The organism is Sphaerisporangium sp. NPDC049003 (assembly GCF_043197795.1).
GTDB lineage: Bacteria > Actinomycetota > Actinomycetes > Streptosporangiales > Streptosporangiaceae > Sphaerisporangium.
The window spans coordinates 139,044-164,931 of record NZ_JBICTU010000013.1 but is presented as its reverse complement, the minus strand read 5'-3'; the positions used below and the strand labels follow the sequence as shown (position 1 = coordinate 164,931).

The following is a 25,888-nucleotide window of genomic DNA, read 5'->3' as shown; positions in this document are numbered from 1 at the left end:
GCTCCCGGGGCCCACCCGCCGCTTGCCGGAAATGCCCATGGTCACCGGTCAGACGGTGCGCTTGTATCGAGGTCCTTCCTCCATCGACGGGTCCGGCCTGACGTCCTCGACCTCCTTCTTCAGCCGGCGGCGGGACGAGGCCACCGACCGGGTCGCCGACTCCACGGTGTCGCCGACGCCGACCATGAGGGTGGTCAGCTGGGCCTCGAAGACCACGTCGGCGTTGCAGGGGTCGATGAGGTAGTCGCCAAGTTCGAGCGTGACCAGCCCGTGGATCGCGGTCCACAGCTGGTGGGCGACCAGTTCGGCGTCGCCGGTGCGGAACCGGTCGGCCGCGATGCACCGGTTCGCGCATTCGACCACGGTGCTCAGGGTGTACCGGCCGTACTGGCGGTCCTCCGCGGTGAGGGAGAAGCCGGCCAGCGACGCCCCGCCGAACATCACGGCGTACAGGTGTGGGTTGGTCAGGGCGTTGTGCCGGTAGGCCCTCCCGAACAGTGTCATGTCGGCGACGGGATCGGCGGTCAGCGCGACATGGGAGAAGTACGCCTCAAGTCGGGCGAACCCCTCGTACACCATCTCGCGCACCAGCCCGCTCATCCCACCGAAGTTCGTGTAGACGGCCATCGTCGAACTGCCCGCCTCCGCGGCGATGCGGCGGGCCGACAGCGACTGGGGACCCTCGTCGGCGAGCAGCCGTGCGGCGATGTCGACCAGGGTGGAACGCGTCTGCGGATTCGATCGGCGTGGACTCACCTTGACAGTATGGCATAACACCGTTATTTTTTACATAACGCTGTTATGCCAGCTCGTCAGGCCTCATGAGGAGGTGCTCGAAATGACTGTCAGGGAGCACGTTGACCCGCTCGGGTCGCTCGACTCCGGCCACCTGCCCCACGACGAGTCGCTGCACGTCGACGGCACCCTCCCTCTCGGCCTCGACGGCACCTTCCTGCTCTCCGGCCCGCCCCCCGGCGGCTCGTACGTCGCGGGCGGCCCGGCGCTGGTCTCCGGCGTGCGACTCGGCGGAGGCACCGCCCGCCGGCACAGGGCTTCCGGGGAGCCCCGCGGCGACGTGCCGGGCCAGGCGCCCGGTTCCGCGATCTGGATCAGGCCCACCGGGCCCGCCGATCCCCCGCCGGACGGGCCGTGCCGCGCGAGCGTCGCACCGCCGCTCAAGGACCGCGCCTGCGCCGAGTGGCACACCATCGCCACCTACCCCGGCCTGGACACAGCCGAGCACCTGGTCATCGGGGCGGACGGCCGCGTGCTCGACGCCCGGCCGTTCGCGCTCGACGGCGCCCCTCTCATGCGGGCGGTCGCGCTCACCGACCGGTTCGTCGTGGTGTTCGACCTGCCCGTGACCTACCGCCGGGCGGCGGCCATGATCGGCGCGGGGTCCCCCTATCGCTGGCAGCACGGCCGGCCCGCGCGCATCGGGCTGCTGCCGCGCCGGGCGGGCGACGCGACCGAGCCGCTCTGGTTCGCGATCGACCCCTGCTTCGTGCTCCAGACGGTCAACGCCCACGACGACGGCCATCGGGTGGTCGTGGACGCGGTGCGGTGCGCGCGTGCCTTCGACACCCCCGAGTGGAGCCCCGGCGACGCCGCCGGCTCCTCGCGGGTGTACCGGTGGACGCTCGACCTGGCGACCGGCGCCGCCCACGAGCGGCCGCTGACCGGCGCGCTGGACCTGGCGTCCGTGGACCCCCGGCAGTCCGGCCACAGGCACCAGCTGATCTTCGGCCGCGCTCCCGGCGGCCGGGCGGTGATCGGCCACGACCTCGCGGCCGGCACCACCCAGCTACGGGAGCTCGGCCCCGGGTGGCGTGCGGGCCGTCCCGTCTTCGTCCCTCGCGGGGTCGCCGAGGGCGACGGCTGGATCGTGGTCCTGGCGCAGAACGCCGCGCTGCGGCGGAGCGAGCTGCTGGTGCTCGACGCCCTCAACCTGACCGGCCGTCCCGAGGCTGTAGTCCACGTTCCGGCCACCTTCCCCGAGGCCCACTCCACCACCTGGCTTCCCGCGCACCACCACTGAGCCCGGCGTCCCGCACCCGTCCCGGCCGCCGTGAGGCCTCCGGGCGGCGTGGCCACTGCCGACAATCTCAATCATCTTGACAATAAAATTGTTCGGTGAGAACGTTGGTGCATGTTCGAAGTGGCGGTGATCGAAGATCCGGCGGCGGCGGAGGCCTCGCTCGATCCGGTGCGGTCCCGGTTGCTGGCCGAGCTGGCCCGGCCGGCGTCGGCCACGATGCTGGCCGCCAAGCTGGGCATGCCGCGGCAGAAGGTGAACTACCACCTGAAGGCCCTGGAGCGGCACGGCCTGGTCGAGCTGGTGGAGGAGCGCCGCAGGGGCAACACCATCGAACGGGTGATGGCCGCCACCGCGGCGTCGTACGTCATCTCGCCGGTCGCGCTGGCCGCGGTGGCCCCCGACCCCGCCCGCTCCCCCGACCGGCTCTCCCCGCGCTGGCTGCTGGCCGTCGCCTCCCGGCTGTTACGCGACGTGGGCGAACTGGTCACCGGCGCCGCCAAGGCCCGCAGGAAGGCCGCGACGTTCGCGATCGACGGCCAGGTGCGGTTCGCCTCGCCCGCCGACGGCGCGGCCTTCGCCGACGATCTGGCCGACGCGTTCGCCGCCCTGGTCTGCGCGTATCACGACGAGACCGCCGACGCCGGCCGCGACCACCACGTGATCGTCGCGGTCCACCCATGGTCCTCCGGCCGGCCGGAGGACCACGAAACGGTCGACACCCTCATGGTCGACACCGAGACAGCCGACACCGAGACAAGGGAGCTTTGAGATGCCGCACGAGTTCGAGCTGCGCAAGCAGGTCACGCTGGAGGCGACCCCCGAGCAGGTATGGGACGCGATCGCCACCGGCCCGGGAATCGACTCGTGGTTCATGGGACGCAACGAGATCGAGCCCCGCGAGGGGGGCGCCACCCGGCAGTACTTCGGCGACTTCCCCGTGGAGGCCACGGTCACCGCCTGGGAGCCGTCCAGGCGATTCGGGTTCCGCAGCGACAAGGGCCCCGACGGATCGTTCATGGCCCTTGAGTACCTCATCGAGGGGCGCGAACAGGGCAGCACCGTGCTGCGGCTCGTGCAGAGCGGCATACTCGGCGACGACTGGGACGGCGAGTACGACGCGCTGAGCCGCGGCTGGGACCTGTACCTGCACACCCTGGACCAGTACCTCACCCACTTCCACGGCCGGTCGGCCGTGGTGGTCTTCGGCACCCGGCCCAAGACGGGCGGCGGCGAACCCGTGTGGCAGGAGCTCGAACGAGGGGTCGGCCTGACCGGTCCCGTCACCCCCGGAGAGCGGGTGCGGCTCACCCCCGCGGGTCTCGACCCGATCGAGGGGGTCGTCGACTACGCCGTCCCCGGCTTCCTGGGCGTCCGCAACGACGACGGCCTCTACCGGTTCATCCAGGGAAGGGACGAAACGCTGGTCGTGGGACACCACATCTTCGGCGACGTGGACCCCAAAGAGACCGAGCGGGCCTGGCACGAATGGCTCGGGAGGCTGCTCCCCTGACCGGAGCCGGGCCGCCACGGAACCACCCGTGGCGGCCCGGCTCCTTCCACGTGCGCGGGCCCGTCACACCTCCGTGCCCACGGTGCCGACGAGCCGAGCCGCCCGCGTCACACCACGGTGTCCACGGTGTCGACGATCGGACGCACCTCCATCGCCCAGTACTTGGCGTCCGGCCAGCGGGCTGCGATCTCGATGGCCCGCTCCGCGCTCTCGCAGTCGACGATCAGGTAGCCCGCCAGTTGCTCCTTGGCCTCGGCGAACGGGCCGTCGGTGGTCGCCGGGATGCCGCTCCGCACCCGTACGGTGTGGGCCTGCGACGCCTCGGCCAGCGCGGCGCCGCCGACCCACTCCCCCGACCTGGTGAGCTCCTCGATGATCGCGTCCACCTCGCCCATCAGCCCGTCGCGCTCCTCCTCGGGCATGGCGCCCAGGATCGCGGGGTTGTTGTAGATCATCAGCATGTACTTCACGGTTCCTCCCATACGATCCAGGCCCCGGAGCGGGCGTACGGGCGAGGCGGCCGCCGCCTGCCGTCAGGCGTCAGGCGAACGCCGTGGCGAGCCAGCCCTTCCAGGCGTCCTCGGTCGCCTGCGTGTTCACGCCGGGCGCGAAGCTGTGCTGCTCCACGACCACCGTGTCACGGTAGCCGTGCATGAACGTGTACAGCGCGTCATCGGTGCAGACGCTCGGGATGCTCGGGTAGCCGATGCTCTCGACGACGCCCTCGGCCTTGGGGAGCCCGTCCACGGTGAGCAGCACCCGGTCGCCTTCGGCGATCGAGCCGGTCACGCCGAGCGCGCCCTTGAACGCCTCCCACACGCGCTCCTTGTCGGACACCTGCGGGCCCGGGATGAGGGTGTTGAACGTCGAGGTACGGCCCGGGAAGTGCTTGAGGTAGGCGAGCAACTTCCGCATGTAGATGACGTCGCCCGTCTTCAGGGCGTCGTACTGGGCCTCCCAGTCGTCACCGAGGAACCCGCTGTGCACGAGGCGGACCGCGGTGCTCGAACCCTCGCGGCCCTCGATCAGGTAGTCCCACGCCATGAAGGTGCCGTCCGGCTGCTCCTCGCCCTGGTAGATGAACCGCTTCGAGGGCTCCCACGTGGTCACCGTGGCCGTCCAGGTGTTGCCCATGAGGCTCTGGGTCACCGTGCCGCCTCCACGCGGCTCGATCTCGTTCTGCCCCATGAACCAGGAGTCGACGCCCGGACCGGTGGAGATCGCCTCCCACACCTGCTCCGGAGTCGCCGGGATCAGGATCTCTTCGCGCACCTCGAATTCGTGCCGCATGCTACAACTCCTTGGTCGGTGTCTCGGGCGTGTCGTTTTCGACCGGTCTGGCCGTGATGCTCGGGTGGACGGCGACGATGAGGCGGTGGTCGCGCCCGCCTTCTGCCGCCCCATCGTGATATTTGCTCACCAGAGCGGCCACCGCGTCGGCCAGTTCCTCGGCGAAGGCGGCGCGGTCGGCCGCGGAGGCGAACCGGATCTCGCCGTCGATCGCGAACGTCGCGACCTTCTTGCGCGCCTTGGCCGCGCCGGTGATGAGCTCGCCCACGTCCCGCACCAGCCGGGCCGCGACCGCCAGCAGCCAGCGCGCCGACAACTGGTCCGGGGACCGCGAGGGGTCGGGCTGTACCTCCGCGAGGGCGACCGGCGAGATCACGTACGACGCGGCGGTCGCGCGCATCACCCGCTCGGTGACATTTCCCTTCCGGCGTTCCTCGATCAGCTCCACCAGGCCATGCCGCTCCAGGGCCTTGAGGTGGTAGTTCACCTTCTGCCGGGGCAGGCCCACCCTGGCCGCCAGCATCGTCGCCGATCTGGGCTCTGACAACTCGGCCAGCAGCCGGGACCGCACCGGGTCCAGCGAGACCTCGGCCGCGGCCGGATCCTCGATCACCGCCACATCCAACATGCCCGCAACACTTTCAGCGACAATATTGTCCGTCAAGATGAGCGAATTCGTCGGCATGGCGACCAGTGGCTACGGTCCCGTCCGGCGAAGGTTCCGTTCCGTGGCGGGCCATCCGGCGGCACGTTCCGAGGGAGGCCGGCCGACGGCCCGTCCGAGGTAGGCGGCGAGGCGGTCGGCCGCGGTCGCGCCGGGCGGCGCCTCACGCTCCGGCGCGAACGAGCCGCCGGGCGTCCGGGGCAGCTCTCCGTAGATCGCCCGCACGGCGGGCAAGGTGGCCTCGGCGACGTCCGGCGCGAGGTCGGTGGGACGGCCGGTCGCGGTGGCCAGGTCCCAGCCGTGCACCAGCATCTCGATGACGACCTGCTCGACCAGCCGCCAGCCGGGCGCCGGTCCGAACCGCTCCTCCAGCATGCCCGGCCTGCCGAACGCGGCCATCGTCGCCGCCGCGGCGGAGCGGAAGGCGGCCACATGGTCGTCGCCGAGGTGGTCGGCCGTGAAGTCGGAACGCGGGGCGCCCTCGGCGAGGCTCGTCCACATCAGGTTCTCGTAGACCAGGTGGTCGAGCAGGGCCCGCACGTCCCAGCCCTCGCACGGCGTGGGGTCGTCCATCTGATCGGGGACGACCGCGGCGACCAGCGCGCCCACCTCGGCCAGGACCCGTGCGCAGCCGTCCAGGAGGCCGGCCGGCGCCGTGTCGTCCTCGGCGAGCGTCGCCGCGACGCTCGCGTCCCGGGCACCCGGTTCGGGGTTCGTACGCAGCGCGGTGATCAGCCACTGGCCGGCCGCCGCGATGCTGGGGCGCACCGGCAGACCGTTGATGACGCACATCAGCTGCCAGTACCGCTCGGCGCCGGCGTCGGCGGCGATCTCCAGTTGCTCCAGCAGCCGCCGGCGGGCCTCCACGCCGTCGCCGCCCGGCACGAAGCCGGTGGGCGACTGGGACGGCAGCCAGGCCGCGACGATGCCGGCCACGATCGGGTCGGCCGCCGGGGAGTCCGCGGCGATCCCCGCGCCGATCGCCTCGGTGACCCGCCGCACCCACAGGTCGGTGAGGTCCCCGGCGTCGTGCTCCCCGGCCGCCTCGGGGTCGCCTGGCGCGTGCTTCGCGGCGTACGCGGCCATGCGGCGCATCGCGGCGCGCAGGGCCGGGTCGCGGACCAGTCCCCCGAGCTCGATCCAGGCGTCGACCTGCTCGGCCGTGGGCTCCTCGGGCAGGTCGGGGGTCACGGCGAGGAGTCCCTGCCGGTAGGCGGAATGGTCGAGATCGCCCATCGTCTCCGCGACGAAATCATGGATGATCGCGTTGCGCTCGGCGGCGGACAGTCGCGCCAGGTCGGTCATCAAGGTCAGCTCCTCGGTGGTGGGCCTTCGGTCGGTGACCGATCGCAGCACCGCCTGCTGAAGGCGAAGCGTGCGGATCCGTACCTCCAGCGCGTCGGCGTGGAGCGCCGCGACCTCGGCGAGGCCGCGCTCCCGGTTGACGACATCGCGGATCGCGGCCATGCCCATCCCGAGATCGCGCAACGTGCGCGCCAGCTGGAGCCGGGCCACCGCCTCGGCGTCGTAGAGGCGGTAGCCGGCCGGGGTACGGGCCGCCGGCGGGACCACGCCGATGTCGGACCAGTGACGGATCAGCTTCACCGACAACCCGGTGCGCTCCGCCAGCTCTCCGATGCTCAACAGGACGGTGTCGTCGTACACGCGTCCCAGCCTCAGGCCTCCCATGATGGGAGAGTCAACTCGGGTCCGGCATGTGATCACGCACTCCCGGGAAAGAAACCTTTCTGTTAGCTTTTCTCGGGTGGACTCTCGCGGGGTGAGCAGGGCACGGGTGGCGGTCGCGGTCACGTTCGCGGTCCACGGGGCGGTCGCAGGAAGCTTCGCCACCCGCATCCCCTGGCTGCAGGACCACCTTCACGCGGGCCCGGGAGAGCTGGGTCTCGCCCTGCTGGCCCCGGCGGTCGGGTCCATGGTGGCGATGCCGACGGCCGGGCGCGTCATCCACAGATTCGGCGGGCGGGCGGCCACAAGATGCCTCATCGCGCTGTGGTCGGCGGCGCTGGCCCTGCCGGCCCTCGCGCCGAACCTCGCCGTGCTGTGGTTCACGCTCCTGCTGTACGGGGCGGTGGCGGGCATGGCCGACGTCGCGATGAACGCGCAGGGGGTCGTGGTCGAGCAGCGGATGGGCCGTTCGATCATGTCGGGGCTGCACGGGATGTGGAGCGTCGGCGGTCTGGCGGCGGGCGCCGTCGGCGTGCCGGCCGCCCAGCTCGGCGTGGACGCCCGCGTCCACCTGGGCGTCATGGCCCTGGTGCTGCTGGCGGTGGGGGGCGCGGCCGGGCCTCTCCTGCTGGACGTGCGTGCGGAGGAGGGCGAGGCGGCTCCCCCGAGGTTCGTGATGCCGTCCCGGCACGTGCTCGTCCTCGGCCTGATCGGCTTCTGCGCGATCTTCGCCGAGGCGGCCAGCCAGGACTGGTGCGCCGTCTACCTCAGGCAGGTCACCGGGACCTCGGCCGGGGTGGCCGCCGCGAGCTACACCGCGTTCGCGTTCACCATGGCGGCCGGACGGCTCTGCGGGGACATGGTGGTGCGGCGGCTCGGCGCGGCGACGACCGTGCGGATCAGCGGGCTGCTCGCCACGGTGGGCGGAGCCCTCGTCGTGATCGCCCGCACCCCGCTGCCGGCGATCACCGGGTTCATGCTCATCGGGGTCGGGGTGGCGGTGGTCGTGCCGCTGGTGTTCGGGGCGGCCGGCAACGCCGCGCGGACGCCGGGCGAGGGTGTGGCGGGGGTGGCGACGATCAGCTACAGCTCGGGATTCGTCGCGCCCAGCGCGATCGGCGGTGTCGCGGCGCTGAGCAGCCTCTCGGTCTCGTTCGTGCTGGTCACCGCGCTGATGGTGGCGGTGCTGATGAGCGCGGGGGTGCTCGGGCGGCACCAGGTGTCCAGGGAGCCCGAGTCCGCCACCGCCGCGTGATCTCACTTTCACCATCTCACTGATGTTATAAATACTAACTTTCCCTAGAATGAATCGCCTCTGGAGTAGGCTCCTGGGATCCACGCCGGGCGGTCGCCCGGACGGCGGAGGGAGACGGTCATGACGCCGACGGAGGGCGGGCTCCGTGCCCGCTACCGCGAGCAGACGCGCGCGGAGATCAAGGAGATCGCCCTGAGGCAGCTCGCCGAGGGGGGTCTCGCGGCCATCGCGCTCACCCGCATCGCCAAGGAGCTCGGCCTGTCGGGGCCCGCCCTGTACCGCTACTTCGCCGGCCGCGACGATCTGGCCGACGCGCTGATCCGCGACGCCTACGACGACCTCGCGGCGGCCGTCGGCCGGGCGGCGGAGGGCGCGGCGGGCCTGACGCCCCGCGAGCGGCTGCGCGCGATGGGAGTCGCCTACCGCGCCTGGGCGCTGTCCCAGCCCCAGCGCTACCTGCTGCTCTTCGGCTCCCCGCTCCCCGGCTACACCGCTCCGCCCGACACCCTGCTGCGGGCACGAGCGGCCCTAGGGCCCTTCCTGAGCGTCTTCGAGGGCGGACGGCCGAGACCGGCGGTGGCGCCGGTGGTCCAGCAGATGGAGGCCTGGGAGCGACGCGATCCGCGGGTCGCCGGCTGGGTGGCGGAGTACGCGGCGGGTGGCGACGGGTGCGCGGTCGCCGGAGCCGTGATGGCCTGGACGCGCATGCATGGCGTGATCAGCCTGGAGGTCGAGGGCCAGTTCACCGGTATGGGACACGACCCGCGCGCCCTCCTCGACGCCGAGGTCGACACCCTCGCCGAGACGTTCGGCCTCGGCTGACCGCTCCGGGCGAACCACCTTCGCGGTGAACGCGGTCGAACTCGGGTCCTGGGACCGGCCGGTCCGCGTGGTCAGAGGTTCGGTGCGTAGGTCGGGCCCCGCACTTCGTGCCGCCCCTCCGCGCTCCCTGGTCCCGGTCTCCGGGTGCCGAGGGGCGCGGAGCGCGTCCCTTCACCCGCCGTGGGCGGCCGTGCGGGCGACGGCGGCGAGGAGGCCCCGCAGGGCGCTGTCGAACTCCACCTGTCGCTCCAGGTTCGGCATGTGCGCGGCTCCGTCGACCACGGTGAGCGTCGCCCCGGGGATGCGCGTGCTCATGAACTCCGCGTCGGCCACCGGGGTGAACTCATCGTCCCCTCCGACGACGATCAGCGCGGGCACCGTGATCTCCGAAAGCAGACCACTGTAGTCGGGACGCTCGGCACGGCCGCGCAGCGCCGCCGCGGCGCCCTCCGAGGGCGCCGAGCTCATCATTCGGAGCACGTGCGCGGCCACATCGGGCAGCGCCTCGACGTTGTGCGGGGCCACCATCTTCGTCAGCACCTCCTCGGCGTAGGGGCGCATGCCCTCGCGAAGGAGCCGGTCGGCCTGAGCGGCGCGCAGCTTCCTGCCCTCAGCGGTCTCGGCCTGGGCGAAGGTGTCGGCGAGCAGCAGCCCCCGCACCCGGCGGGGGAACAGGCGGCAGAACTCCATCACGATCTGGCCGCCCATCGACAGGCCCCCGATCACCACCTCTTCCAGCCCCAGATGATCGAGCAGCGCGGCGATGTCACGCGCGAAGGTCTCCAGCGGGGTCTTCCCGGGGACCACGGTGCTCTCGCCGTAACCCCGCAGGTCCGGCGCGATCACCCGCAGGTCCGGGCCGGCGAGGGCGGCGACCTGCGGCGCCCACATCGAACGGTCGAACGGGTGGCCGTGGACCAGCACCAGCGGCTCGCCCCGGCCCCGGTCGTCGTACCCGACGGTGATCCCGTTCACCGAGGCCCTGCTCACAACGTCCACTTCCTCCCTCGTCGACGGCTCTCGCACGGCGATGCTAGATCGGGAAGGCCGCTCAGTACACTATCAACATCACTCTGGTCGCCTCCTGGCCGCTCGTCTCACGGGCGCTCGTCCTGGGCCCGGCCTGAAAGGAGTCGCCGATGACCTCCGCTTTCCTGCACCCCGCCGAGGTCCATCACAGCCACAGGGACGTGACGGGCGGCTGGCTTCGACCGGCGGTGTTCGGCGTCATGGACGGGCTGGTGTCGAACGCCTCGCTCATCGCCGGTGTGATGGGCAGCGGTGCGAGCATCTCGGCCGTCGCGATCGCCGGGCTGGCCGGGCTGGCCGCCGGGGCGTTCTCCATGGCCACCGGCGAGTACACCTCCGTACGGTCGCAGACCGAGATGATCCTGGCCGAGATCGCGGTCGAACGCAGGGAGATCGCCAGGAACCCCGAGGCGGAGGAGCGGGAGCTGGCGCTGCTGTACGAGTCCCGCGGCCTCACGCCCAAGCTGGCCCGCGACGTCGCCCGCCAGCTGCACGCCCATGACGAGGTCGCCTGGCGGGTCCACGCCCGCGAGGAGCTCGGCGTCGACCCCGACGACCTGCCCTCGCCGTGGGTGGCGGCCGGATCGTCGTTCCTGGCCTTCGCGCTGGGAGCCCTCATCCCCCTGCTGCCGTTCCTCCTCGGCTTCGGCTCGGTGCTCGCGGCGGCGGCGCTCACGGCGGCCGGGCTGTTCGGCACCGGAGCGCTCGTCGCGCGGCTCACCCGCCGGTCCGCGGTGTTCGGCGGCGCCAGGCAGCTGCTGCTCGGCGCGACGGCCGCCGCCGTGACGTACGAGATCGGTCACCTCGTGGGCGCGATCATCTCCTGACGCCCCGAGGCCGGAGGCGTAGCAAGCTCTGCTCGGCCGAGCGGATCCTGATCCGCCCGAGAGTAGGGGGGAGAGATCAGGGGGTGCTAAAACGGCCCCCGACCGGCCGGCCTTTCGGCATCGAGGCTGATTGTTGTCTATTGTTTCGACGTGCCGATGAACGAGAACGACTTCCAGGTCGCCATGCCGCCGCTCCAGCCGGACCGCTCGGTGCTGGTCGTGGCGCCCCCGGAAGACGCACCGGGCTTCTGGGCGGGCGCGCCGAGCTCCGTGCTCAGCGATGGCGTGATCTACCTCGCCTACCGCCTTCGCCGGCCGATCGGCGAGGGACGCGGCTACGCCATCGTCGTCGCGCGGTCCGGCGACGGCGAGCGCTTCGAGACGATCTACACGCTGGGCCGCGACGAGGTCGACACCGAGTCCCTGGAGCGGCCCGCCCTCGTACGCACCCCTGAGGGCAGGTGGCGCCTGTACATCAGCTGCGCCACCCACAACACCAAGCACTGGCGGGTCGAGGTGCTCGAAGCCGACGACCCGTCGCGGTTCGACGCCGCCCGGCGCAGGGTCGTGCTGCCCGGCGACCCCAAGACCGGGGTGAAGGACCCCGTGATCGTGCACCATGACGGCGTCTGGCACCTGTGGGCCTCATGTCACCCGCTGGCGGACGTGGGCGAGGAGGACCAGATGGTCACCGACTACGCCACCAGCGCCGACGGCCTTGAGTGGACCTGGCACGGCACCGCCCTCAGCGGGCGGGCGGGCTGCTGGGACTCGCGCGGCACCCGGGTCACCGCGGTCGTCCGCACCGGCGACACGGTCCTCGCCGCCTACGACGGGCGGGCCAGCGCCGCGGAGAACTATGAGGAGCGCACGGGGCTCGCCTCCGGGGCCGACTACTCGACCCTGACGCCCGTGGGCACCGAGCCGGTCGCGCGGTCACCCTACGGCGGGCTGCGCTACCTCGACGTCCTCGACCTGCCCGGCGGCGGCCGGCGCGTGTACTACGAGCTCACCAGGCAGGACGGCGCCCACGAGCTGCGCACCGAGCTCCACTGACCCGTTACGTTCCGTCCCGTGCCTGCCAGACCTGGCGGGCAACGGCGCCAGGACGCGCGGCAGGTCACCTACTCTGGGAGGCGCGTTCAGGGGAGGCGCGGGCGGCCGTTGCGGGCCTGTCGCTGGCCTGCGGGCCTGTCCCCCATGAGCCCGCCCGACTTGTCGCGGGGTCCGAGCCAGTCGCCGAACTCCTCCCCGGTCACCCGCTCCAGCAGGGCGATGTCGTCCTCGAACCTCGGGATGAGAGCCTGACGCTCCTCCCAGCTCAGCGGGCGGCGCGGGCGTCCCCTGTCCTGGAGCGCCTTTTCGAGGGGTTCGGTCAGGCGCGCGGCCAGCGAACCCGGCAGGTGGTGTCCCACCGTCGCGCCCGCCCGGAGCACGCGTGACAGCGCCTGGTGGCGCAGCGTCGGATCGGGATGCGCCGTGACGTTCTCGCGAGGCACCTCGGTGATCAGGCCCTCCTCCACACCGAGGAACGCGCAGATGCGATCGAGCGTTGCCACGGGCTCGTCGACCAGCTCACGGTAGCGGAACAGCAGCACGTTCTCCCGGGGGAACAGCCCGAAGAGGTGCCGCAACTGCTCGCCGTACCGGCCGAGGCCGACGTAGTGCCAGAAGGCCGACCAGCCCGCGGCGACGCGGCGAGCCTCCTCGGCGCAGGCCCGTACGACGTCGCCGACGGGTTCGAGCCCCGCCGACCACAGGTGCGTCCAGTTCGAGTGCGCGCGCTCGACCGGGTCACGCAGGATGACGATCAGCTTGGCGTGCGGGAGCAGCGCCTGGATGCGGCGCTGGGCGTCGCGGTCGTACAGGTAGAACGGGGTGGACTCCCCCTTCAGCGCCCCCTCGGGAGCCTCGTCGAACAGCGCCTCGTACTCCGGCCGGCGCCAGACGTGCTCCTTGAAGGTCAGCGCGTCCCCGGGGCCGCCCCGCACCGGTGGCGGCCCGTCGCTGAGGAAGAACTTGGGCTCCTTGACCGCTGACATGAACAAGGAGGGGTGTCGTGCAAGCGCCGCGTGCAGGGCCGTGGTCCCCGTCTTTGGCGCTCCGATCACCAGGAAATCCGGTAGAGCCATCCGATCTCCTCGGCACAGGCGACATCAGCGTGCATTATACCTACTCAATACGTAGGAAATGCAGGCTTTACCCTCCTGTGCCCGTGTCCTGGTGGACGATGCCAGGGCGTCCGATCCGGAGACCGTCAGGCCGGGCTGGGCTCGCGGTGGCCGGTAAGGGAGGCGTGGTGGTCGGCGCCGCGCGGACCGTCAGGGTCGGCGTGCACCGTGGCCGCGCGCAGGCGGGACACCTGGTGGATGAGCCGGTGTTCGGCCTCCACGGCCACCGCGTGCGCCTCGATGAGGGACAGGCGGTGGTCGACCGCGATCTCGACCTCGGCACGCAGCACATGGCCGACCCAGCGCATCCGCACCGACCCCACCCGCCGCACGCCGGGGGTGGCGGCGAGGACCGCCTCGACCTGGTCCAGCAGGGCGGGGTCGACCGCGTCCATCAGCCGGTGGTAGATCTCGCGGGCCGCGTCCCGCAGCACCAGGCAGATCGCCACCGTGATCAGCAGGCCGATGATCGGGTCGGCGATCGGGAACCCGAGCGCCGCCCCGCCCGCTCCGAGGAGCACGGCCAGGGAGGTGAACCCGTCGGTACGGGCGTGCAGGCCGTCGGCCACCAGAGCGGCCGAGCCGATCTCGCGGCCGACTCTGATCCGATAGCGGGCCACCCACTCGTTGCCCGCGAACCCGATCAGACCCGCCGCGGCGACCCAGCCGAGCGCGTGGACATCCTTCGGCGTGACCAGCCGTCCGACCGCCTCGTATCCGGCGAAGACCGCGGAAGCGGCGATGATGCCCACGATGACCAGCCCCGCCAGATCCTCCGCCTTGCCGTACCCGTAGGTGAAGCGGCGGGTCGCCACGCGCCGCCCGAGCCAGAAGGCGATGGCCAGCGGGATCGCGGTCAGGGCGTCGGCGAAGTTGTGCAGCGTGTCGCCCAGCAGGGCCACCGACCCTGAGAAGGCCACCACCACCGCCTGGGCGACGGCGGTGACGACCAGCACCACGAAGGACACGCCGAGGACCCGCATCCCCCGGCTGCTGGACTCCAGCGCCGTGTCGGTCCTGTCGGCACTGTCGTGGCTGTGCGGGGTCAGGATGTGCGCCACCCGCGCCCTCAACCCGGCACCCTTCCCCCGCCGAACCCGCACCCCGTGCCCATGGCCATGACCGTGCCCGTGCCCGTGGTCCTGGTCATGGTGGTCGTGCTCGTGGTCGTGCCCGTCACCATGGTCGTGGGCACGGCCCTGATCCGGGTCGTGACCGTGGGGGTCTTCGAGGGACGACGATTCGGACCGCTCCTGGTAAGACATGGCTGCCTCGCTTGCGGACGTTGGCGCTTGCGGGGAGTATATGTAGCCATGTACGCACGCGACAACGAATCAGGTGCGCATCCGTTGCAGGAGCAACCCACCACCACACAGGTGGAGACGGCCGTCGAGGCCTTCCGCATGCTCAGCGACGGGACGCGGCTGCGGCTGATGTGGCTGCTCGCCTCGGGTGAGTACGACGTCTCCTCGCTGGCAGGCGCCATCGGCGTGGCGCGGCCCTCGGTGTCGCAGCACCTGGCCAAGCTGCGCCTCGCCGGGCTGGTCGACGCCCGCAGGCACGGCCGCCGCGTCCTGTATCGCGCCCGCGACGCCCATGTCCGCCGCCTGATCGCCGAAGCGCTCTTCCACGCCGACCACGAGGTGTCCGGTATCCCCCGCCACGACACCTGACCGCTACCTGGCCCCTCGTTCTCCCCTGAACACCGACCTCGCCGGCCGGGCGGAGGCGGGGGACGGGGCGTCGAAGGCGGAGGCCAGGGCCTGGGTCTGGGCGTAGGAGGGAAGTCCCGCCGGGACCACGTCGTCGTTCGCGACGGCCCAGGCGAGTTCCACGGCGTTGTGCACGGCCGCCCTGAAGAGCAGGGAGCCGCAGCTGACGCGCCGTACCCCGAGGGCCGCGAGCCGCCGGAAGGAGGCGCCGCCCGGCGTGAACAGGATGTTCAGCGGGGCGTCCAGGCCGCAGGCCAGCGTGGTGATCACTCGCTCGTCGTCCAAGCCGGGGACGAAGATGCCGTCGGCCCCCGCCTGGAGGTACGCCTCGGCCCTGTCCATGGTGGTCCGAGGGGATGGCGGGTCGCCGCCTCCCAGCCAGTAGGTGTCGGTCCTGGCGTTGACGAACAGCCCCGGCACGGCCTGCTTGATCGCGGTGATCAGCGCGCACTGGCGGCCTGGTGGGGTCAGGGTGCCGTCGGCGCGCCCGTCCTCGATGTTCACTCCCGCGACCCCGGCCTCGGCCAGTCCGGCCGCGAGCGCCGCCACCCGCCCGGGGTCGTCGCTGAAACCGCCCTCGATGTCCACGCTGATCAGTGCGGGCAGCCGGGCGAGGCCTTCGGCCAGCCGCACGGTCTCCTCCCGGGTGGCCGCTTCCCCGTCGGGCTTCCCGGCCGCCGCCGCCACGCCGAGGCTGGTGGTGCCGATGGCGGTGAACCCCCGAGCCATCAGGGCGGAGGCGGAGGCGTGATCCCACGCGTTGGGCAGGAACAGGGGCCGCTCCCCGTGATGCAGGGCACGGAACCTCGCGAATCGATCGATCGCCACGTTCATCGGCGCTGAACCTCCAGTCGTACAGGGATGCGCGGGGCGGCTCCTCGCCGCCAGAGCGGCCCGGGAGCGGGGGCACGGTGGAGCACGGGTCGGCCAAGACGGCACACACCCCGGCATGACTGACGACCCTGATGCCGTCATCCGAAGAAGGCTCCATGCTTTCGACGCTAGGACCCCATCGTTTCGACGGGCGCCGAAACATCCGCCCTCACCACGAACCCAGCCCAGGTGCGGCGGCCCACGGCCACCCGGGTCGGCGCGGCGGCGGGCCAGGCGCACAACGCGGCCTACAGCCCCGGCCACGCCTACGAGCTCGGCCTCCAGCGCGTCCTGGACGGCCTCGGCGTCCTCATCGGCCGGCGCCGCGGCCAGGGACGACGGAGGCCACGTCCCCGTGACCCCGCCGGCCGTACGGTTCTGGCGGGGTCACTCCGTGGCGCGGGCGTATCGCGCCGAGAGTTCGCGCAGGTGGGCGACCAGCTCGGGCGGATCGGTGACGGTGAAGTCGCAGCCGAGCATCCCAAGGTGGACCGCAAGTGTCTCCACGGTGTCGGCCCCGGTGTCCAGCACGCACGTGTCCTCGTCGACCGCTTCCACCGTCCCGACGGCGGGGTTGATCCGCGCCGCGACCACCTCGGCCGGAGCCCGCACGAGGACCCTGGCCCTGTGGCGCCACGCCGCCGCCGAGACCCGCCGCGACACGTACGCCGCGACGTCGCCGCCGGGCGGCTCGCGCGGGGCGAAGCGGGGGCCGGTGGGCGTGCGCGGTTCCATCCGGTCGACCCGGAACGACCGCCAGTCGTCGCGGCCGGTGTCCCACGCGACGAGGTACCAGCGGCGCCCCCAGTTCACCACGCGGCAGGGCTCGACCACGCGCAGGGTGGCCGTGCCGCCGTGGTCGCGATAATCGAAACGCAGCCGCTCGTGGTCGCGGCAGGCCGCCGTGAGCAGGGTCAGCACCGAGGGATCCACCGTGGGCCCGGTACGGTCGGCCGGGACCCTCACCGTGTAGGCCTGCAGGGCGTTGACCCGGCGGCGCAGTCGTGAGGGCAGCACCTGCTCCAGTTTGGCCAGGGCGCGCAGGGAGGTCTCCTCGATTCCCGCGATCGCGCCGCTCGCCACGGTGCGCAGCCCCACGGTGACCGCGACGGCCTCCTCGTCGTCCAGCAGCAGCGGCGGCAGCGCCGACCCCGCGCCGAGCCGGTAGCCGCCCACCGAGCCACGGGTGGCGTTCACCGGGTAGCCGAGGCCGCGCAGCCGCTCGACGTCGTTGCGCACCGTGCGGGTGCTCACGCCGAGCCGTTCTGACAGCTCGGACCCGGTCCAGTCGCGGGGGGTCTGCAGCAGTGACAGCAGGCGGAGCAGCCGCGCCGAGGTTTCCAGCATGACCGGCATCCTGCCAGCCCATTAGGAAGCTCCTCGTCCTAATGGGTATCTAGTGTCGAGGGCATGGCAGACACCCAGACCCGGCGCCGCCCCGTGACGACCTCGTCCCCGGCCCCGGCGCTCAGCCGCAGGGCGCTCAACCGCGCGACGCTGGAGCGGCAGATGCTGCTCAGCCGCTCGGCCAGGTCGGTGACCGAGGCCGTCGAGCACCTGGCCGGCATGCAGGCCCAGACGCCGCACACCTGGTACACCGGCCTGTGGACCCGCCTCGCCGGGTTCCGTCCCGAGCACGCGGCCGACCTGCTCACCGGCCGGGGCCTGGTGCGCATCCCGCTCATGCGCTCGACGATCCACCTGGTCAGCGCGGCCGACTGCCTGGAGCTCCGGCCGGTCGTCCAGCCGGTCATGGAGCGCGGCCTGAACGCGAACTTCGGCAGGGATCTGGCCGGAGTCGACCGGGAGGAGCTGGCCGCGGCGGGCCGGGCGCTGGTCGAGGAACGCCCGCTGACGTTCGGGGCGCTCGGGAGGCTGCTCGCCGAGCGGTGGCCCGGCCGCGCCCCGGGCTCGCTCGCGCAGGCCATGCGTGCCTGGGTGCCGCTGGTGCAGGTGCCGCCGCGCGGGGTGTGGGGGCGCGGCGGCCCGATCGCCCACACCACCGCCGAGTCGTGGCTCGGTGCGAGCGTCACCGCGGAGCCGTCGCCGCGCCGCATGGTCCTTCGCTATCTGGCCGCGTACGGGCCCGCGACGGTGATGGACATCCAGACGTGGTCCGGGCTGACCCGGCTGCGTGAGGTGGTCGAGCCGCTCCGGCCTGAGCTGCTCACCTTCCGCGACGACCAGGGACGGGAGCTCTTCGACCTGCCGGACGCCCCTCGCCCCGACCCGGACACCCCCGCGCCGCCGAGGTTCCTCTACGACTTCGACAACCTGCTGCTGTCGCACGCCGACCGTGGCCGGGTGATCACCGAGGACTACCACCGGCAGGCGTACGGCCCGCACGGTCCCGTACCGCGGCTGGTGTTGGTCGACGGCTTCACCCGGGGCGACTGGAAGATCACCGGTCAGCGGGGCGCGGCCGTGCTGACCATCCGCCCCTACGGCCCCCTGTCCGGTCCGGACGCCGCGGCGGTGACCGGGGAGGGCGCCCGCCTGCTGCGGTTCGCCGCCCCCGGCGCCGAGTCCCACGACGTCCGGCTACAGCCCGCCCCCTGACCAGCCCTGTCGCGCGGGGGGTGAGGCGGGAGGTTCAGGGGGTGGGCACCTTGTCGAGGAACCCGTGGACGTCGCGCAGGTGGCCGTCCTCGGTGAGCACCGCCACGTCGAAGCCGTCCACGAGCGACTCGGCGCCGGCGGCCGGGGCCAGCTGCCAGGTGAAGCGGACCAGGTTGTGGTGGGCGTCGACCAGCCCTCCCGGGCGGAACACGAACCCCGGGAACTGGTTCTGAACGGCCGCGATCGTGGCGTCGATCTCCTGACGCCCCTCCGCCGCCGCCAGCGGGTCGACGTAGGTGCCGCCCTCGGCCCACAGCCGGTCCACGGCCGCGCGGCGCGCGGCCGGGTCGGTCTCGTTCCAGGTCGCGATGTACTGGTTCACAAGCTCGTTGACGTCGCTCATCGTCGTACTCCTGCGGAAATCGCCGGAACGGACCGGCGTCATCGGTGGGATGGACCGGGGCGAACCGCCCCATGCCTCAACGATGGCGGCACCGGACGCGGAAATCGATTACGCCCCAGGTAACGGGGCCACTCGGCGAGCGCCTGGCCGGAGTCGACTCAGCGATCCACAAGTGGGTTCCCAGCGAAGATCCATAGCCTCATTCCCGGCCCTCGCGCCCGAAGCGACCGGGCAGGCATCCGAGCGACGACAAGGAGAGAGATCTTGACGGAGACCGGGAACGACCCGATGACCGTTGACGAGCGGATCGACAGGTGCCGGAGAGAGGGATCGACCACACTGGACCTGTCCGGACTCGGCCTGGACACGGTGCCGGAATCGCTCGGCGACCTCACCCACCTGACCATTCTCTTCCTCCACGACAACCGGCTGACCGCTCTGCCCGAGTGGCTGGAGAACCTCACCGCGCTCACCGGCCTCTACGCGAGTGACAACCAGTTGACCGTCCTGCCCGAGTCGGTGGGCAACCTCGTCAACCTCACCACGCTAACCCTGTGGAAGAACCGGCTGACCGCCGTGCCTGAGTCACTGGGCAACCTCACCGAGCTCACCAAGCTCTCCCTGCATGGCAACCGGTTGACCGTTCTGCCCGAGTCACTGGGGAACCTCACCACCCTCACCGAGCTCGCCCTGGGCGACAACCGGCTGACCGCTCTGCCTGAGTCAGTGGGCAACCTCACCGCCCTCACCGAGCTCTCCCTGCATGGCAACCGGTTGGCCGTTCTGCCCGAGTGTCTGGGGAACCTCGTCAACCTCACCGAGCTCTACCTGAGCGACAACCGGCTGACCGCTCTGCCCGAGTCCGTGGGCAACCTCGTCAACCTCACCACGCTCACCCTGTGGAAGAACCGGCTGACCGCCCTGCCTGAGTCAGTGGGGAACCTCACCGAGCTCACCGAGCTCTCCCTGGACGGTAATCGGTTGGCCGTTCTGCCTGAGTCAGTGGGCAACCTCACCGCCCTCACCGAGCTCTCCCTGAACGATAACCGGCTGACCGCCCTGCCTGAGTCACTGGGCAACCTCACCGCCCTCACCGAGCTCTCCCTGAACGGTAACCGGTTGGCCGTTCTGCCTGAGTCGATGGGCAACCTCACCGAGCTCACCAAGCTCGCCCTGTGGAAGAACCGGCTGACCGCCCTGCCTGAATCACTGGGCAACCTCACCTCCCTCACCGACCTCTACCTGGGCTGTAACCAGTTGACCTTTGTGCCCGAGTGGCTGGGGAACCTCACCGCGCTCACCGAGCTCGGTGTGCGCGAAAACCCGCTGGTTGATCTGCCTGCGTGGTTGGGCGACCTTCCCGCCCTCAGCGATGGCACCAGGACCTTACTGAGTGCCTTCTATGAGGAGCGTTGGGGTTGGTGAATTCCACCGGCCTCACCTGGCCACCTATGCCCAGCTTCGGCCCGTTTCTGCCGTATACCGGTGGGACCCGTTGTGGACCTCCGTGGGCCCGCGCGGGGGCCGGGTGAAGGGCACTCTCGTGCAATGGATGAGGTTGTATGGGGTGGCCGGGGCGTGAGCAATGCCCCGTAGGCGTTATGGTCATCGCGGTGGCGAGTCTTGCCAGGGTGGACGACGAGCGGCGTGGGAGGGTGCCGGTGGATGGCAGTGGGCGTGTTTCCGCGTACTGGCCGATCACCGATGATCTGAGTGTGTTGCGGGGGCTGGTGCGGAACTATGCCGGGGATGCCGGGCTGTCCGGTGTCCGCCTGCAAGATCTGGTGCTGGCAGTGAACGAGGCCGCCGCGAACGTGCTCGACCACGCCGACGGCGAGGGAGACGTCCAGGCCTGGCACGACGAGCGGTTCGTCACGGTGGAGGTGCGCGACTGCCTCGGGCACCTGGTCCCCGCGCACGCCGACGCGGGCAATCCGGGCGTGGCGACCTTACGCGGCCGTGGCCTGTGGCTCATGCGGCAGCTCTGTGACGAAGTCAAGATCACCAGGGACGCGCAGGGGTCGGCGGTGCTGTTGCGGCAGGCGCTCGGCGACGTCCCCGCGTACGACTGAGCCGCGCCGATGACCAAGGAGCGCATCGGTGAAGTGCCTCGACCACGTGGCAGGGGCACCGCGGGACGCGGCACCATGGCGCCGCGTCGAATCCCCCATGGCCTTCGTGCGCGACCGGACGCGGGAGCAGGCGACGTGGGACCCCCTCGAAATCCCCATGGCCTCCGGGCGTGGTCACTCGCACGAGATCGACCATGAGTGGGCAGGCACGCGCTTCGCATATCGTCACCGACTGGAACATCCGCTGCCGGGAATCGGCCCGGGTCTGAGCGGTGACGCGGCGGTGCGCGGTGTCGTGCGCCCGCCATCCCCCACCAGACCCGCGACCGCCTCGTGAATAGGCCACCTATGAACTTCACCGTGCACATCGACACCGGGACCGGCGACTCCGGCCCCTCCGAGGTGCGCACCCTGGTGCTCACCGGAGAACTGGATCACGGCAGCGCCCCCCACCTGCAACGGGCTCTGGAGGACGCCTACGCCGAGCGCTGCCGCCATCTGGTGATCGACGTCACCGGCCTGGCCTTCTGCGACTCGACGGGAATCAGCGTCTTCCTCGGCGCCCGCCGGGCCATGACCGCCCGCGAGGGGACCGTCTCGCTGGCCGGCCTCAACCCGCGCATCGAGAGGATCTTCCGGCTCACCGGGCTGGCCCGCGCCTTCCCCACCTATGCCACGGCCGAGCAGGCCCGGGCCGCCGTCACGGCATGACCTCGCACGAGATCACGAGCGGACTGCACGATCCGGCCCTGTCGCGCGTCCCGGGCGACCCCGGCGCGCTGGCCGAGCTGGTGCGCGGGCAGTACGGCGGCGACCAATACGGCGTCGACCGGCAGCGCGGACAGATCCGTGACCTGGCCGCGCTGCTGGCGGAGCGGCGGCAGGTCCACCACCTGCTTCCCCTGCTGGAGCACGTGCCCGCCGAGCCGGACGCGTGGGCGGAGCTGATCGCCTGCCTGACGCAGGAACTGGTGGTACGCCGCGTCAACCTGACCCGGGTGCCCGCGGCGGCGCGGTGCGCGGCGGCCCTGCGGGAGCTGGGCCATCCTCTGGCCGACCTGCCCCTGAAACGCACCCGGGCAGAGCGCTGGATGAACAGGACCTGCCTCGATCCCGGCTCGGCGCCTTACCGCGGGCTCCCCGCCCCCGAGCACCCGGAGATCACGCGGCTCCTCCCGGGCCCTGCCGATCCGGAAGGCCCTGCGGCCAGGGGAGACGGGGAGCGCCCCACCCCGCTGTGGGACGCCTGGGCCGAGAGCGGAGGGTCTGCGGGCCGGGTCGTGAGCACCCGCGAGGACGAGCGGAACATCACCGCCGCGCTGGAGCACTGGAGCTCGCCGGGGGAGGAGGCGAGGATCATCGAGCTACCCCGGTGTTTCGACCTCCAGGAACTGCTGCCCCTGGGGGTGAACACCTTCCTCTCAGGCACCTTCCGCGCCCATACCGCGCTGACCGGCGTGCGGGTCAGCCTTGACGGGGTGGTGGACGAGCTCTTCACCAAGGCCTACTGCGACGCCAGCTGGAACCGAGGGCTCCGCGCCGGGTACGGCAGGCTGCGGGCCTGGCAGTCGGTCGCGGGCCTCGTGCGCGCCGCCGCCGGGTCGTCGGTCCACCGCGTCAACGAGCTTGCCGCCCGGTGGCGATGGATGGCGTTCGGGACCACCAGGCGGCAGCCGTACTGGGTGTACCAGGGGCTCGCGATCGGCGCGCTCAGCCCGCGCGGAAACGTGCTGAGCCTGCTGATCTCCCACGACACCGACTAGAAGATCGATTCCACGCTCGGTGATCGTGGATGTGCGCGGCCACCGAGGCGGTGCGGAACCGGCGGCCTCGCGTATGCGGGGATCGCCGGTTCGACGGGTCCGAACCTGGTGTCCACCGCGGAGAGTCGGCCGGGTCTGGAGCCTCGTGGGGCGGAGGCTCAGCCGAGCAGGCGGCCCACCCGTGACAGCGTCTCGCGTACGTTCTCCTCCGACGTCGTGGCGCGGGCCTCCTCGATGGACAGCCACCGCAGGAGCGCCGACGGGTTCTCCGGCCTGACCGCATCTGGTGTGCCCGTCGTGAGGACGAACCGCAGGTCGGCGTGCTCGTGCGCGGGCTCGTGCGGGGCCGCCGGCACCGGGACGATGACCACGTGGACGATCCCCGCGCCGGGCCAGGGCGCGAGGTCCTCCAGGCCGGTCTCCTCCCTGCCCTCGCGGAGCGCGATGGCCAGGGGGTCGCACTCACCCGGGTCGCCGTGCCCGCCGACCTGGAGCCACGCCCGCTGGCGCGCGTGCCAGCGCAGCAACACCCGGCGCGTCGGCGGATGGACGATCAGCGCCGAGGCGGTGACGTGCAGGGCCGTCGAACGATGCCACGGGTCACCGGCGGCAGGCAGCGCGAGGGTCCGTTCGAGGTCGGCGGCCTCCGCCGGGGTCAGGGGCCGGTGCCGGGACAGTGACGCGACCAGCGGGCCGGGTGTGCCGAGATCGTTCGCCGTCGCCATGCCACTCCCCGAGGTCACAGGCTCACCCTTTCCACGACACACCGCCGCGTGCCCGCGTACGTACGGACCGGACCGCGTGAGGACCCCGCAGAGGCTCGCACACGCGGCGAGCCCCTCGCAAACGATTAAGGCGGCCCCGGCGCGCCCACCCGGCCGCCCGTACGCCAACCTGGCCGGCCACCCGTTACGCCGAGCCAGCCGGCCCGCACGCCCGTACGCCGACCTGGCCGCCCGACGGCCCGCTCGGCCGCCTACCCGGCCAGCCTGCCCGGACCGTACCGGGTCGTGTGCTCGGCGCAGACGGCGGCCAAGGTGTCGAGGGAGATGCCGAGCGCCTCGGCCAGGGCGGAGACGGTGAAGAACGCGGGCGTCGGGATCCGGCCCGTCTCGATCTTCCGCAGGGTCTCGGCGGAGATCCCCGCCGCCGTCGCGACCTCGGCCATGCTCCGGTCGCCACGCGCCTGGCGGATGAGGGAGCCGAGCAGCTCACCGCGCCGGCGTTCGGGCCCGGTCAAGGGGATGCGCACCATGCGATCTATAGTAGCGTGATACTAATACCGGTATTTAAATTGGAGGTCAGAGCGAGATGGTGGAGATCAAGACCGACGCCGAGCTGCAGGCGATGCGCGAGGCGGGGCGGGTGGTGGGCCGAGCGCTCGCGGCCGTACGCGAGCGCGCGGTCGCCGGGGTGACCCTCACCGAACTGGACGAGATCGCCCGGACCGTGATCTTCGAGGCCGGGGCGACCGCGCCGTTCCTCAACTACAAGCCGTCCTTCGCGCCCACGCCGTTCCCCGGGGTGATCTGCGCGTCCGTCAACGACGTGATCGTCCACGGCATCCCCGACGGCTACCGGCTGCGCGACGGCGACCTCGTCAGCATCGACTGCGGAGCACGGCTGGACGGCTGGACCGGCGACTCGGCGATCAGCTTCACCGTCGGCCCCGCCCGCCCGCAGGACACCCGCCTGATCGAGGCCACCGAGCGAGCACTGCGCGCCGGGATCGAGGCGGCGGTCCCCGGCGGGCGGATCGGCGACATCGGGCACGCCGTCGCCACGATCGGCAAGGCCGTCGGGTGCGGCATCCCCGTCGACTTCGGCGGCCACGGCATCGGACGGCACATGCACGAGGACCCGCACGTCCCCAACCGGGGCAGGCCCGGACGGGGGATGGCGCTGCGGCACGGCATGGTGCTGGCGATCGAGCCGATGTTCATGGCGGGAGGCGACGACCGCTATTGGACAGCGCCCGACGGGTGGGCGTTGCGCACCGTCGACGGCAGCCGCGCCGCACACGCCGAGCACACCGTGGCGATCACCGACGAAGGCCCCCGCGTCCTCACCCTGCCGTGATCCCGCCGCGGCCGCTCCCGGGCCCGCCGTCCACGACACCGCGCGCGGGCTCGGGGCCGGCCTCCAGGCTCTTCCTGACCCCGCCCAGCGCCTCGGTCGGAGAAGCGGGCACGCGTTCCCGGTACGGCCCTTACGATCGGGGTTGTGGAGAACCGTGAACTGGGCAGAACGGGCAGGCAGGTCGGGGTCGTCGGCCTCGGCGCGTGGCAACTGGGCGCCGACTGGGGCGAGGTCGGCGAGGACGAGGCGCTGGCGACGCTGAACGCCGCCGCCGACGCCGGGGTGACGTTCATCGACACGGCCGACGTGTACGGCGACGGCCGCAGCGAGCAGATCGTCGGCCGGTTGCTCAAGGAGCGGCCGGGCCTGACCGTGGCCACCAAGATGGGCCGCCGCGTGCCGCAGGAGCCCTCGGCCTACACCCTTCCCAACTTCCGCGCCTGGAACGACCGGTCGCGCCAGAACCTCGGCGTCGACACCATCGACCTGGTGCAGCTGCACTGCCCGCCGACGGCCGTGTACTCAGACCCCGCCGTGTACGACGCCCTCGACACGCTGGTGGAGGAGGGCAGGATCGCCGCCTACGGGGTGAGCGTGGAGACGTGCGAGGAGGCCCTGACCGCGATCGCGCGGCCGAACGTCGCCACCGTGCAGATCATCCTCAACGCCTTCCGCCTCAAGCCGCTGGAGCGCGTCCTTCCCGCGGCGATCGAGGCCGGGGTCGGCATCATCGCGCGGGTGCCGCTGGCCAGCGGGTTGCTGTCGGGCCGTTACGACGAGCACACCCGGTTCGCCGACGACGACCACCGGGCGTACAACCGCCACGGCGAGGCCTTCGACGTCGGCGAGACGTTCTCGGGGGTCGACTACGCCACCGGCCTGCGGGCCGTCGACCGGCTCAGGCCGCTGGTGCCCGAGGGCATGACGACCGCCCAGTTCGCGCTGCGCTGGATCATCGACCAGCCCGGGGTGAGCGTGGTGATCCCCGGCGCCCGCAACGAGCGGCAGGCCAGGGGCAACGCCGCCGCGGCGGACCTGCCCCCGCTGGACGACGCGACCCGGGCGTCCGTCGCCGGGGTGTACGACGAGCTGATCCGCCCCCAGGTCCACCACCGCTGGTAACCCCCGGCGGCGG

Annotated in this window: 29 protein-coding genes; 15 read left to right on the top strand and 14 right to left on the bottom strand. The window is 71.9% G+C overall.

Going from position 1 to position 25,888, the window contains the following annotated elements:
• Positions 1-48 precede the first annotated feature (48 nt).
• A complete protein-coding gene (locus tag ACGFIV_RS16485; RefSeq protein WP_358561490.1) occupies positions 49-756 on the bottom strand; it encodes a TetR/AcrR family transcriptional regulator in 708 nt (235 codons plus the stop codon).
• Positions 757-838: 82 nt separating this feature from the next.
• On the opposite strand from ACGFIV_RS16485, the gene ACGFIV_RS16480 reads away from it, so the two are divergent.
• The 3 genes from ACGFIV_RS16480 (at position 839) to ACGFIV_RS16470 (ending at position 3,548) form a co-directional block, all read left to right on the top strand.
• On the top strand, positions 839-2,038 hold the full coding sequence (locus ACGFIV_RS16480; protein ID WP_392835629.1) for a carotenoid oxygenase family protein: 1,200 nt from the start codon (positions 839-841) through the stop codon (positions 2,036-2,038).
• A gap of 111 nt (positions 2,039-2,149) precedes the next feature.
• Complete coding sequence (locus tag ACGFIV_RS16475; protein ID WP_358561484.1) at positions 2,150-2,806, top strand: helix-turn-helix domain-containing protein; 657 nt, start codon at positions 2,150-2,152, stop codon at positions 2,804-2,806.
• 1 nt (position 2,807) lies between these two features.
• Positions 2,808-3,548 carry an SRPBCC domain-containing protein gene (locus ACGFIV_RS16470; RefSeq protein ID WP_392835624.1) on the top strand — a complete coding sequence of 247 codons (741 nt, stop codon included), beginning with the start codon at positions 2,808-2,810 and terminating at the stop codon, positions 3,546-3,548.
• A 107-nt stretch (positions 3,549-3,655) separates the two neighbouring features.
• Here the strand turns inward: ACGFIV_RS16470 and ACGFIV_RS16465 are convergent, their stop codons facing one another.
• The 4 genes from ACGFIV_RS16465 to ACGFIV_RS16450 all read right to left on the bottom strand — a co-directional run bounded on the left by ACGFIV_RS16465 (position 3,656) and on the right by ACGFIV_RS16450 (position 7,191).
• Positions 3,656-4,009 carry a YciI family protein gene (locus ACGFIV_RS16465; protein WP_392835725.1) on the bottom strand — a complete coding sequence of 118 codons (354 nt, stop codon included), beginning with the start codon at positions 4,007-4,009 and terminating at the stop codon, positions 3,656-3,658.
• A 79-nt stretch (positions 4,010-4,088) separates the two neighbouring features.
• Positions 4,089-4,838, bottom strand: a complete 750-nt coding sequence (locus tag ACGFIV_RS16460; protein ID WP_392835621.1) for an SRPBCC domain-containing protein — start codon at positions 4,836-4,838, stop codon at positions 4,089-4,091.
• Between the two features lies 1 nt (position 4,839).
• The gene (locus tag ACGFIV_RS16455; RefSeq protein ID WP_358561643.1) at positions 4,840-5,466 is read right to left on the bottom strand and encodes a helix-turn-helix domain-containing protein; all 627 of its coding nucleotides are present in this window, start codon (positions 5,464-5,466) and stop codon (positions 4,840-4,842) included.
• A gap of 69 nt (positions 5,467-5,535) precedes the next feature.
• Positions 5,536-7,191: a TIGR03086 family metal-binding protein gene (locus tag ACGFIV_RS16450; protein WP_392835617.1), complete on the bottom strand. Its 1,656-nt coding sequence runs from the start codon at positions 7,189-7,191 to the stop codon at positions 5,536-5,538.
• 76 nt (positions 7,192-7,267) lie between these two features.
• Between ACGFIV_RS16450 and ACGFIV_RS16445 the strand changes: the two genes are divergently transcribed.
• Complete coding sequence (locus ACGFIV_RS16445; protein WP_392835614.1) at positions 7,268-8,443, top strand: MFS transporter; 1,176 nt, start codon at positions 7,268-7,270, stop codon at positions 8,441-8,443.
• Positions 8,444-8,563: 120 nt separating this feature from the next.
• Complete coding sequence (locus ACGFIV_RS16440) at positions 8,564-9,265, top strand: TetR/AcrR family transcriptional regulator (RefSeq protein WP_392835610.1); 702 nt, start codon at positions 8,564-8,566, stop codon at positions 9,263-9,265.
• 171 nt (positions 9,266-9,436) lie between these two features.
• On the opposite strand, the gene ACGFIV_RS16435 is transcribed toward ACGFIV_RS16440, so the two are convergent.
• Positions 9,437-10,255 carry an alpha/beta fold hydrolase gene (locus tag ACGFIV_RS16435; RefSeq protein ID WP_392835722.1) on the bottom strand — a complete coding sequence of 273 codons (819 nt, stop codon included), beginning with the start codon at positions 10,253-10,255 and terminating at the stop codon, positions 9,437-9,439.
• 149 nt (positions 10,256-10,404) lie between these two features.
• Here ACGFIV_RS16435 and ACGFIV_RS16430 point away from each other — a divergent pair, with 149 nt between their 5' ends.
• Together ACGFIV_RS16430 and ACGFIV_RS16425 are read left to right on the top strand one after the other, a co-directional pair.
• Positions 10,405-11,121, top strand: coding sequence for a VIT1/CCC1 transporter family protein (locus ACGFIV_RS16430; RefSeq protein ID WP_358551568.1), 717 nt, complete (start codon positions 10,405-10,407; stop codon positions 11,119-11,121).
• 156 nt (positions 11,122-11,277) lie between these two features.
• Positions 11,278-12,177 carry a hypothetical protein gene (locus tag ACGFIV_RS16425; protein WP_358551644.1) on the top strand — a complete coding sequence of 300 codons (900 nt, stop codon included), beginning with the start codon at positions 11,278-11,280 and terminating at the stop codon, positions 12,175-12,177.
• An 86-nt stretch (positions 12,178-12,263) separates the two neighbouring features.
• Here the strand turns inward: ACGFIV_RS16425 and ACGFIV_RS16420 are convergent, their stop codons facing one another.
• Together ACGFIV_RS16420 and ACGFIV_RS16415 are read right to left on the bottom strand one after the other, a co-directional pair.
• Complete coding sequence (locus ACGFIV_RS16420; protein WP_358551570.1) at positions 12,264-13,253, bottom strand: sulfotransferase; 990 nt, start codon at positions 13,251-13,253, stop codon at positions 12,264-12,266.
• Between the two features lie 125 nt (positions 13,254-13,378).
• Positions 13,379-14,353 (bottom strand): cation diffusion facilitator family transporter, encoded by a 975-nt coding sequence (locus ACGFIV_RS16415; RefSeq protein ID WP_392835605.1) that lies wholly within the window; start codon positions 14,351-14,353, stop codon positions 13,379-13,381.
• A 51-nt stretch (positions 14,354-14,404) separates the two neighbouring features.
• Here ACGFIV_RS16415 and ACGFIV_RS16410 point away from each other — a divergent pair, with 51 nt between their 5' ends.
• Positions 14,405-14,965 (top strand): ArsR/SmtB family transcription factor, encoded by a 561-nt coding sequence (locus tag ACGFIV_RS16410; RefSeq protein WP_392835601.1) that lies wholly within the window; start codon positions 14,405-14,407, stop codon positions 14,963-14,965.
• 3 nt (positions 14,966-14,968) lie between these two features.
• Here the strand turns inward: ACGFIV_RS16410 and ACGFIV_RS16405 are convergent, their stop codons facing one another.
• On the bottom strand, positions 14,969-15,838 hold the full coding sequence (locus tag ACGFIV_RS16405) for an isocitrate lyase/phosphoenolpyruvate mutase family protein (RefSeq protein ID WP_358551576.1): 870 nt from the start codon (positions 15,836-15,838) through the stop codon (positions 14,969-14,971).
• 426 nt (positions 15,839-16,264) lie between these two features.
• Positions 16,265-17,224: a helix-turn-helix transcriptional regulator gene (locus ACGFIV_RS16400; RefSeq protein WP_392835596.1), complete on the bottom strand. Its 960-nt coding sequence runs from the start codon at positions 17,222-17,224 to the stop codon at positions 16,265-16,267.
• Positions 17,225-17,287: 63 nt separating this feature from the next.
• Here ACGFIV_RS16400 and ACGFIV_RS16395 point away from each other — a divergent pair, with 63 nt between their 5' ends.
• The gene (locus ACGFIV_RS16395; RefSeq protein ID WP_392835593.1) at positions 17,288-18,436 is read left to right on the top strand and encodes a winged helix DNA-binding domain-containing protein; all 1,149 of its coding nucleotides are present in this window, start codon (positions 17,288-17,290) and stop codon (positions 18,434-18,436) included.
• A 34-nt stretch (positions 18,437-18,470) separates the two neighbouring features.
• On the opposite strand, the gene ACGFIV_RS16390 is transcribed toward ACGFIV_RS16395, so the two are convergent.
• A complete protein-coding gene (locus ACGFIV_RS16390) occupies positions 18,471-18,839 on the bottom strand; it encodes a nuclear transport factor 2 family protein (protein ID WP_392835590.1) in 369 nt (122 codons plus the stop codon).
• 264 nt (positions 18,840-19,103) lie between these two features.
• On the opposite strand from ACGFIV_RS16390, the gene ACGFIV_RS16385 reads away from it, so the two are divergent.
• The 4 genes from ACGFIV_RS16385 (at position 19,104) to ACGFIV_RS16370 (ending at position 22,674) form a co-directional block, all read left to right on the top strand.
• A complete protein-coding gene (locus tag ACGFIV_RS16385; RefSeq protein ID WP_392835587.1) occupies positions 19,104-20,264 on the top strand; it encodes a leucine-rich repeat domain-containing protein in 1,161 nt (386 codons plus the stop codon).
• A gap of 290 nt (positions 20,265-20,554) precedes the next feature.
• A complete protein-coding gene (locus ACGFIV_RS16380) occupies positions 20,555-20,911 on the top strand; it encodes an ATP-binding protein (RefSeq protein ID WP_392835583.1) in 357 nt (118 codons plus the stop codon).
• A gap of 348 nt (positions 20,912-21,259) precedes the next feature.
• Positions 21,260-21,622: an STAS domain-containing protein gene (locus tag ACGFIV_RS16375; protein WP_358551588.1), complete on the top strand. Its 363-nt coding sequence runs from the start codon at positions 21,260-21,262 to the stop codon at positions 21,620-21,622.
• Positions 21,619-22,674, top strand: a complete 1,056-nt coding sequence (locus ACGFIV_RS16370; protein ID WP_358551590.1) for a DUF6183 family protein — start codon at positions 21,619-21,621, stop codon at positions 22,672-22,674. The genes ACGFIV_RS16375 and ACGFIV_RS16370 overlap by 4 nt, the downstream gene beginning before the upstream one ends.
• Positions 22,675-22,832: 158 nt before the next feature.
• Here the strand turns inward: ACGFIV_RS16370 and ACGFIV_RS16365 are convergent, their stop codons facing one another.
• Positions 22,833-23,399 (bottom strand): NUDIX domain-containing protein, encoded by a 567-nt coding sequence (locus ACGFIV_RS16365; RefSeq protein WP_358551592.1) that lies wholly within the window; start codon positions 23,397-23,399, stop codon positions 22,833-22,835.
• Between the two features lie 251 nt (positions 23,400-23,650).
• Complete coding sequence (locus tag ACGFIV_RS16360; RefSeq protein ID WP_358551594.1) at positions 23,651-23,929, bottom strand: helix-turn-helix transcriptional regulator; 279 nt, start codon at positions 23,927-23,929, stop codon at positions 23,651-23,653.
• A gap of 56 nt (positions 23,930-23,985) precedes the next feature.
• Between ACGFIV_RS16360 and map the strand changes: the two genes are divergently transcribed.
• The gene (map, locus tag ACGFIV_RS16355) at positions 23,986-24,753 is read left to right on the top strand and encodes a type I methionyl aminopeptidase (RefSeq protein WP_392835577.1); all 768 of its coding nucleotides are present in this window, start codon (positions 23,986-23,988) and stop codon (positions 24,751-24,753) included.
• Here map and ACGFIV_RS16350 read toward each other — a convergent pair.
• Positions 24,740-24,865 carry a hypothetical protein gene (locus ACGFIV_RS16350; protein WP_392835574.1) on the bottom strand — a complete coding sequence of 42 codons (126 nt, stop codon included), beginning with the start codon at positions 24,863-24,865 and terminating at the stop codon, positions 24,740-24,742. The two genes, map and ACGFIV_RS16350, sit on opposite strands and share 14 nt — an antisense overlap.
• Before the next feature lie 32 nt (positions 24,866-24,897).
• On the opposite strand from ACGFIV_RS16350, the gene ACGFIV_RS16345 reads away from it, so the two are divergent.
• Positions 24,898-25,875: an aldo/keto reductase gene (locus ACGFIV_RS16345; protein ID WP_358551600.1), complete on the top strand. Its 978-nt coding sequence runs from the start codon at positions 24,898-24,900 to the stop codon at positions 25,873-25,875.
• The last annotated feature ends 13 nt before the right edge of the window (positions 25,876-25,888 follow it).

What these genes read in the sequence shown, in the direction of transcription:
- ACGFIV_RS16480 (WP_392835629.1), top strand. Translation starts at nt 839, where the DNA reads ATGACTGTCAGGGAGCACGTTGACCCGCTCGGGTCGCTCGACTCCGGC.
- ACGFIV_RS16475 (WP_358561484.1), top strand. Translation starts at nt 2,150, where the DNA reads ATGTTCGAAGTGGCGGTGATCGAAGATCCGGCGGCGGCGGAGGCCTCG.
- ACGFIV_RS16470 (WP_392835624.1), top strand. Translation starts at nt 2,808, where the DNA reads ATGCCGCACGAGTTCGAGCTGCGCAAGCAGGTCACGCTGGAGGCGACC.
- ACGFIV_RS16465 (WP_392835725.1), bottom strand. Translation starts at nt 4,009, where the DNA reads ATGCTGATGATCTACAACAACCCCGCGATCCTGGGCGCCATGCCCGAG.
- ACGFIV_RS16460 (WP_392835621.1), bottom strand. Translation starts at nt 4,838, where the DNA reads ATGCGGCACGAATTCGAGGTGCGCGAAGAGATCCTGATCCCGGCGACT.
- ACGFIV_RS16455 (WP_358561643.1), bottom strand. Translation starts at nt 5,466, where the DNA reads ATGTTGGATGTGGCGGTGATCGAGGATCCGGCCGCGGCCGAGGTCTCG.
- ACGFIV_RS16450 (WP_392835617.1), bottom strand. Translation starts at nt 7,191, where the DNA reads ATGGGAGGCCTGAGGCTGGGACGCGTGTACGACGACACCGTCCTGTTG.
- ACGFIV_RS16440 (WP_392835610.1), top strand. Translation starts at nt 8,564, where the DNA reads ATGACGCCGACGGAGGGCGGGCTCCGTGCCCGCTACCGCGAGCAGACG.
- ACGFIV_RS16430 (WP_358551568.1), top strand. Translation starts at nt 10,405, where the DNA reads ATGACCTCCGCTTTCCTGCACCCCGCCGAGGTCCATCACAGCCACAGG.
- ACGFIV_RS16425 (WP_358551644.1), top strand. Translation starts at nt 11,278, where the DNA reads ATGAACGAGAACGACTTCCAGGTCGCCATGCCGCCGCTCCAGCCGGAC.
- ACGFIV_RS16420 (WP_358551570.1), bottom strand. Translation starts at nt 13,253, where the DNA reads ATGGCTCTACCGGATTTCCTGGTGATCGGAGCGCCAAAGACGGGGACC.
- ACGFIV_RS16410 (WP_392835601.1), top strand. Translation starts at nt 14,405, where the DNA reads ATGGCCATGACCGTGCCCGTGCCCGTGGTCCTGGTCATGGTGGTCGTG.
- ACGFIV_RS16405 (WP_358551576.1), bottom strand. Translation starts at nt 15,838, where the DNA reads ATGAACGTGGCGATCGATCGATTCGCGAGGTTCCGTGCCCTGCATCAC.
- ACGFIV_RS16400 (WP_392835596.1), bottom strand. Translation starts at nt 17,224, where the DNA reads ATGCTGGAAACCTCGGCGCGGCTGCTCCGCCTGCTGTCACTGCTGCAG.
- ACGFIV_RS16395 (WP_392835593.1), top strand. Translation starts at nt 17,288, where the DNA reads ATGGCAGACACCCAGACCCGGCGCCGCCCCGTGACGACCTCGTCCCCG.
- ACGFIV_RS16390 (WP_392835590.1), bottom strand. Translation starts at nt 18,839, where the DNA reads ATGAGCGACGTCAACGAGCTTGTGAACCAGTACATCGCGACCTGGAAC.
- ACGFIV_RS16375 (WP_358551588.1), top strand. Translation starts at nt 21,260, where the DNA reads ATGAACTTCACCGTGCACATCGACACCGGGACCGGCGACTCCGGCCCC.
- ACGFIV_RS16370 (WP_358551590.1), top strand. Translation starts at nt 21,619, where the DNA reads ATGACCTCGCACGAGATCACGAGCGGACTGCACGATCCGGCCCTGTCG.
- ACGFIV_RS16365 (WP_358551592.1), bottom strand. Translation starts at nt 23,399, where the DNA reads ATGGCGACGGCGAACGATCTCGGCACACCCGGCCCGCTGGTCGCGTCA.
- ACGFIV_RS16360 (WP_358551594.1), bottom strand. Translation starts at nt 23,929, where the DNA reads ATGGTGCGCATCCCCTTGACCGGGCCCGAACGCCGGCGCGGTGAGCTG.
- map (WP_392835577.1), top strand. Translation starts at nt 23,986, where the DNA reads ATGGTGGAGATCAAGACCGACGCCGAGCTGCAGGCGATGCGCGAGGCG.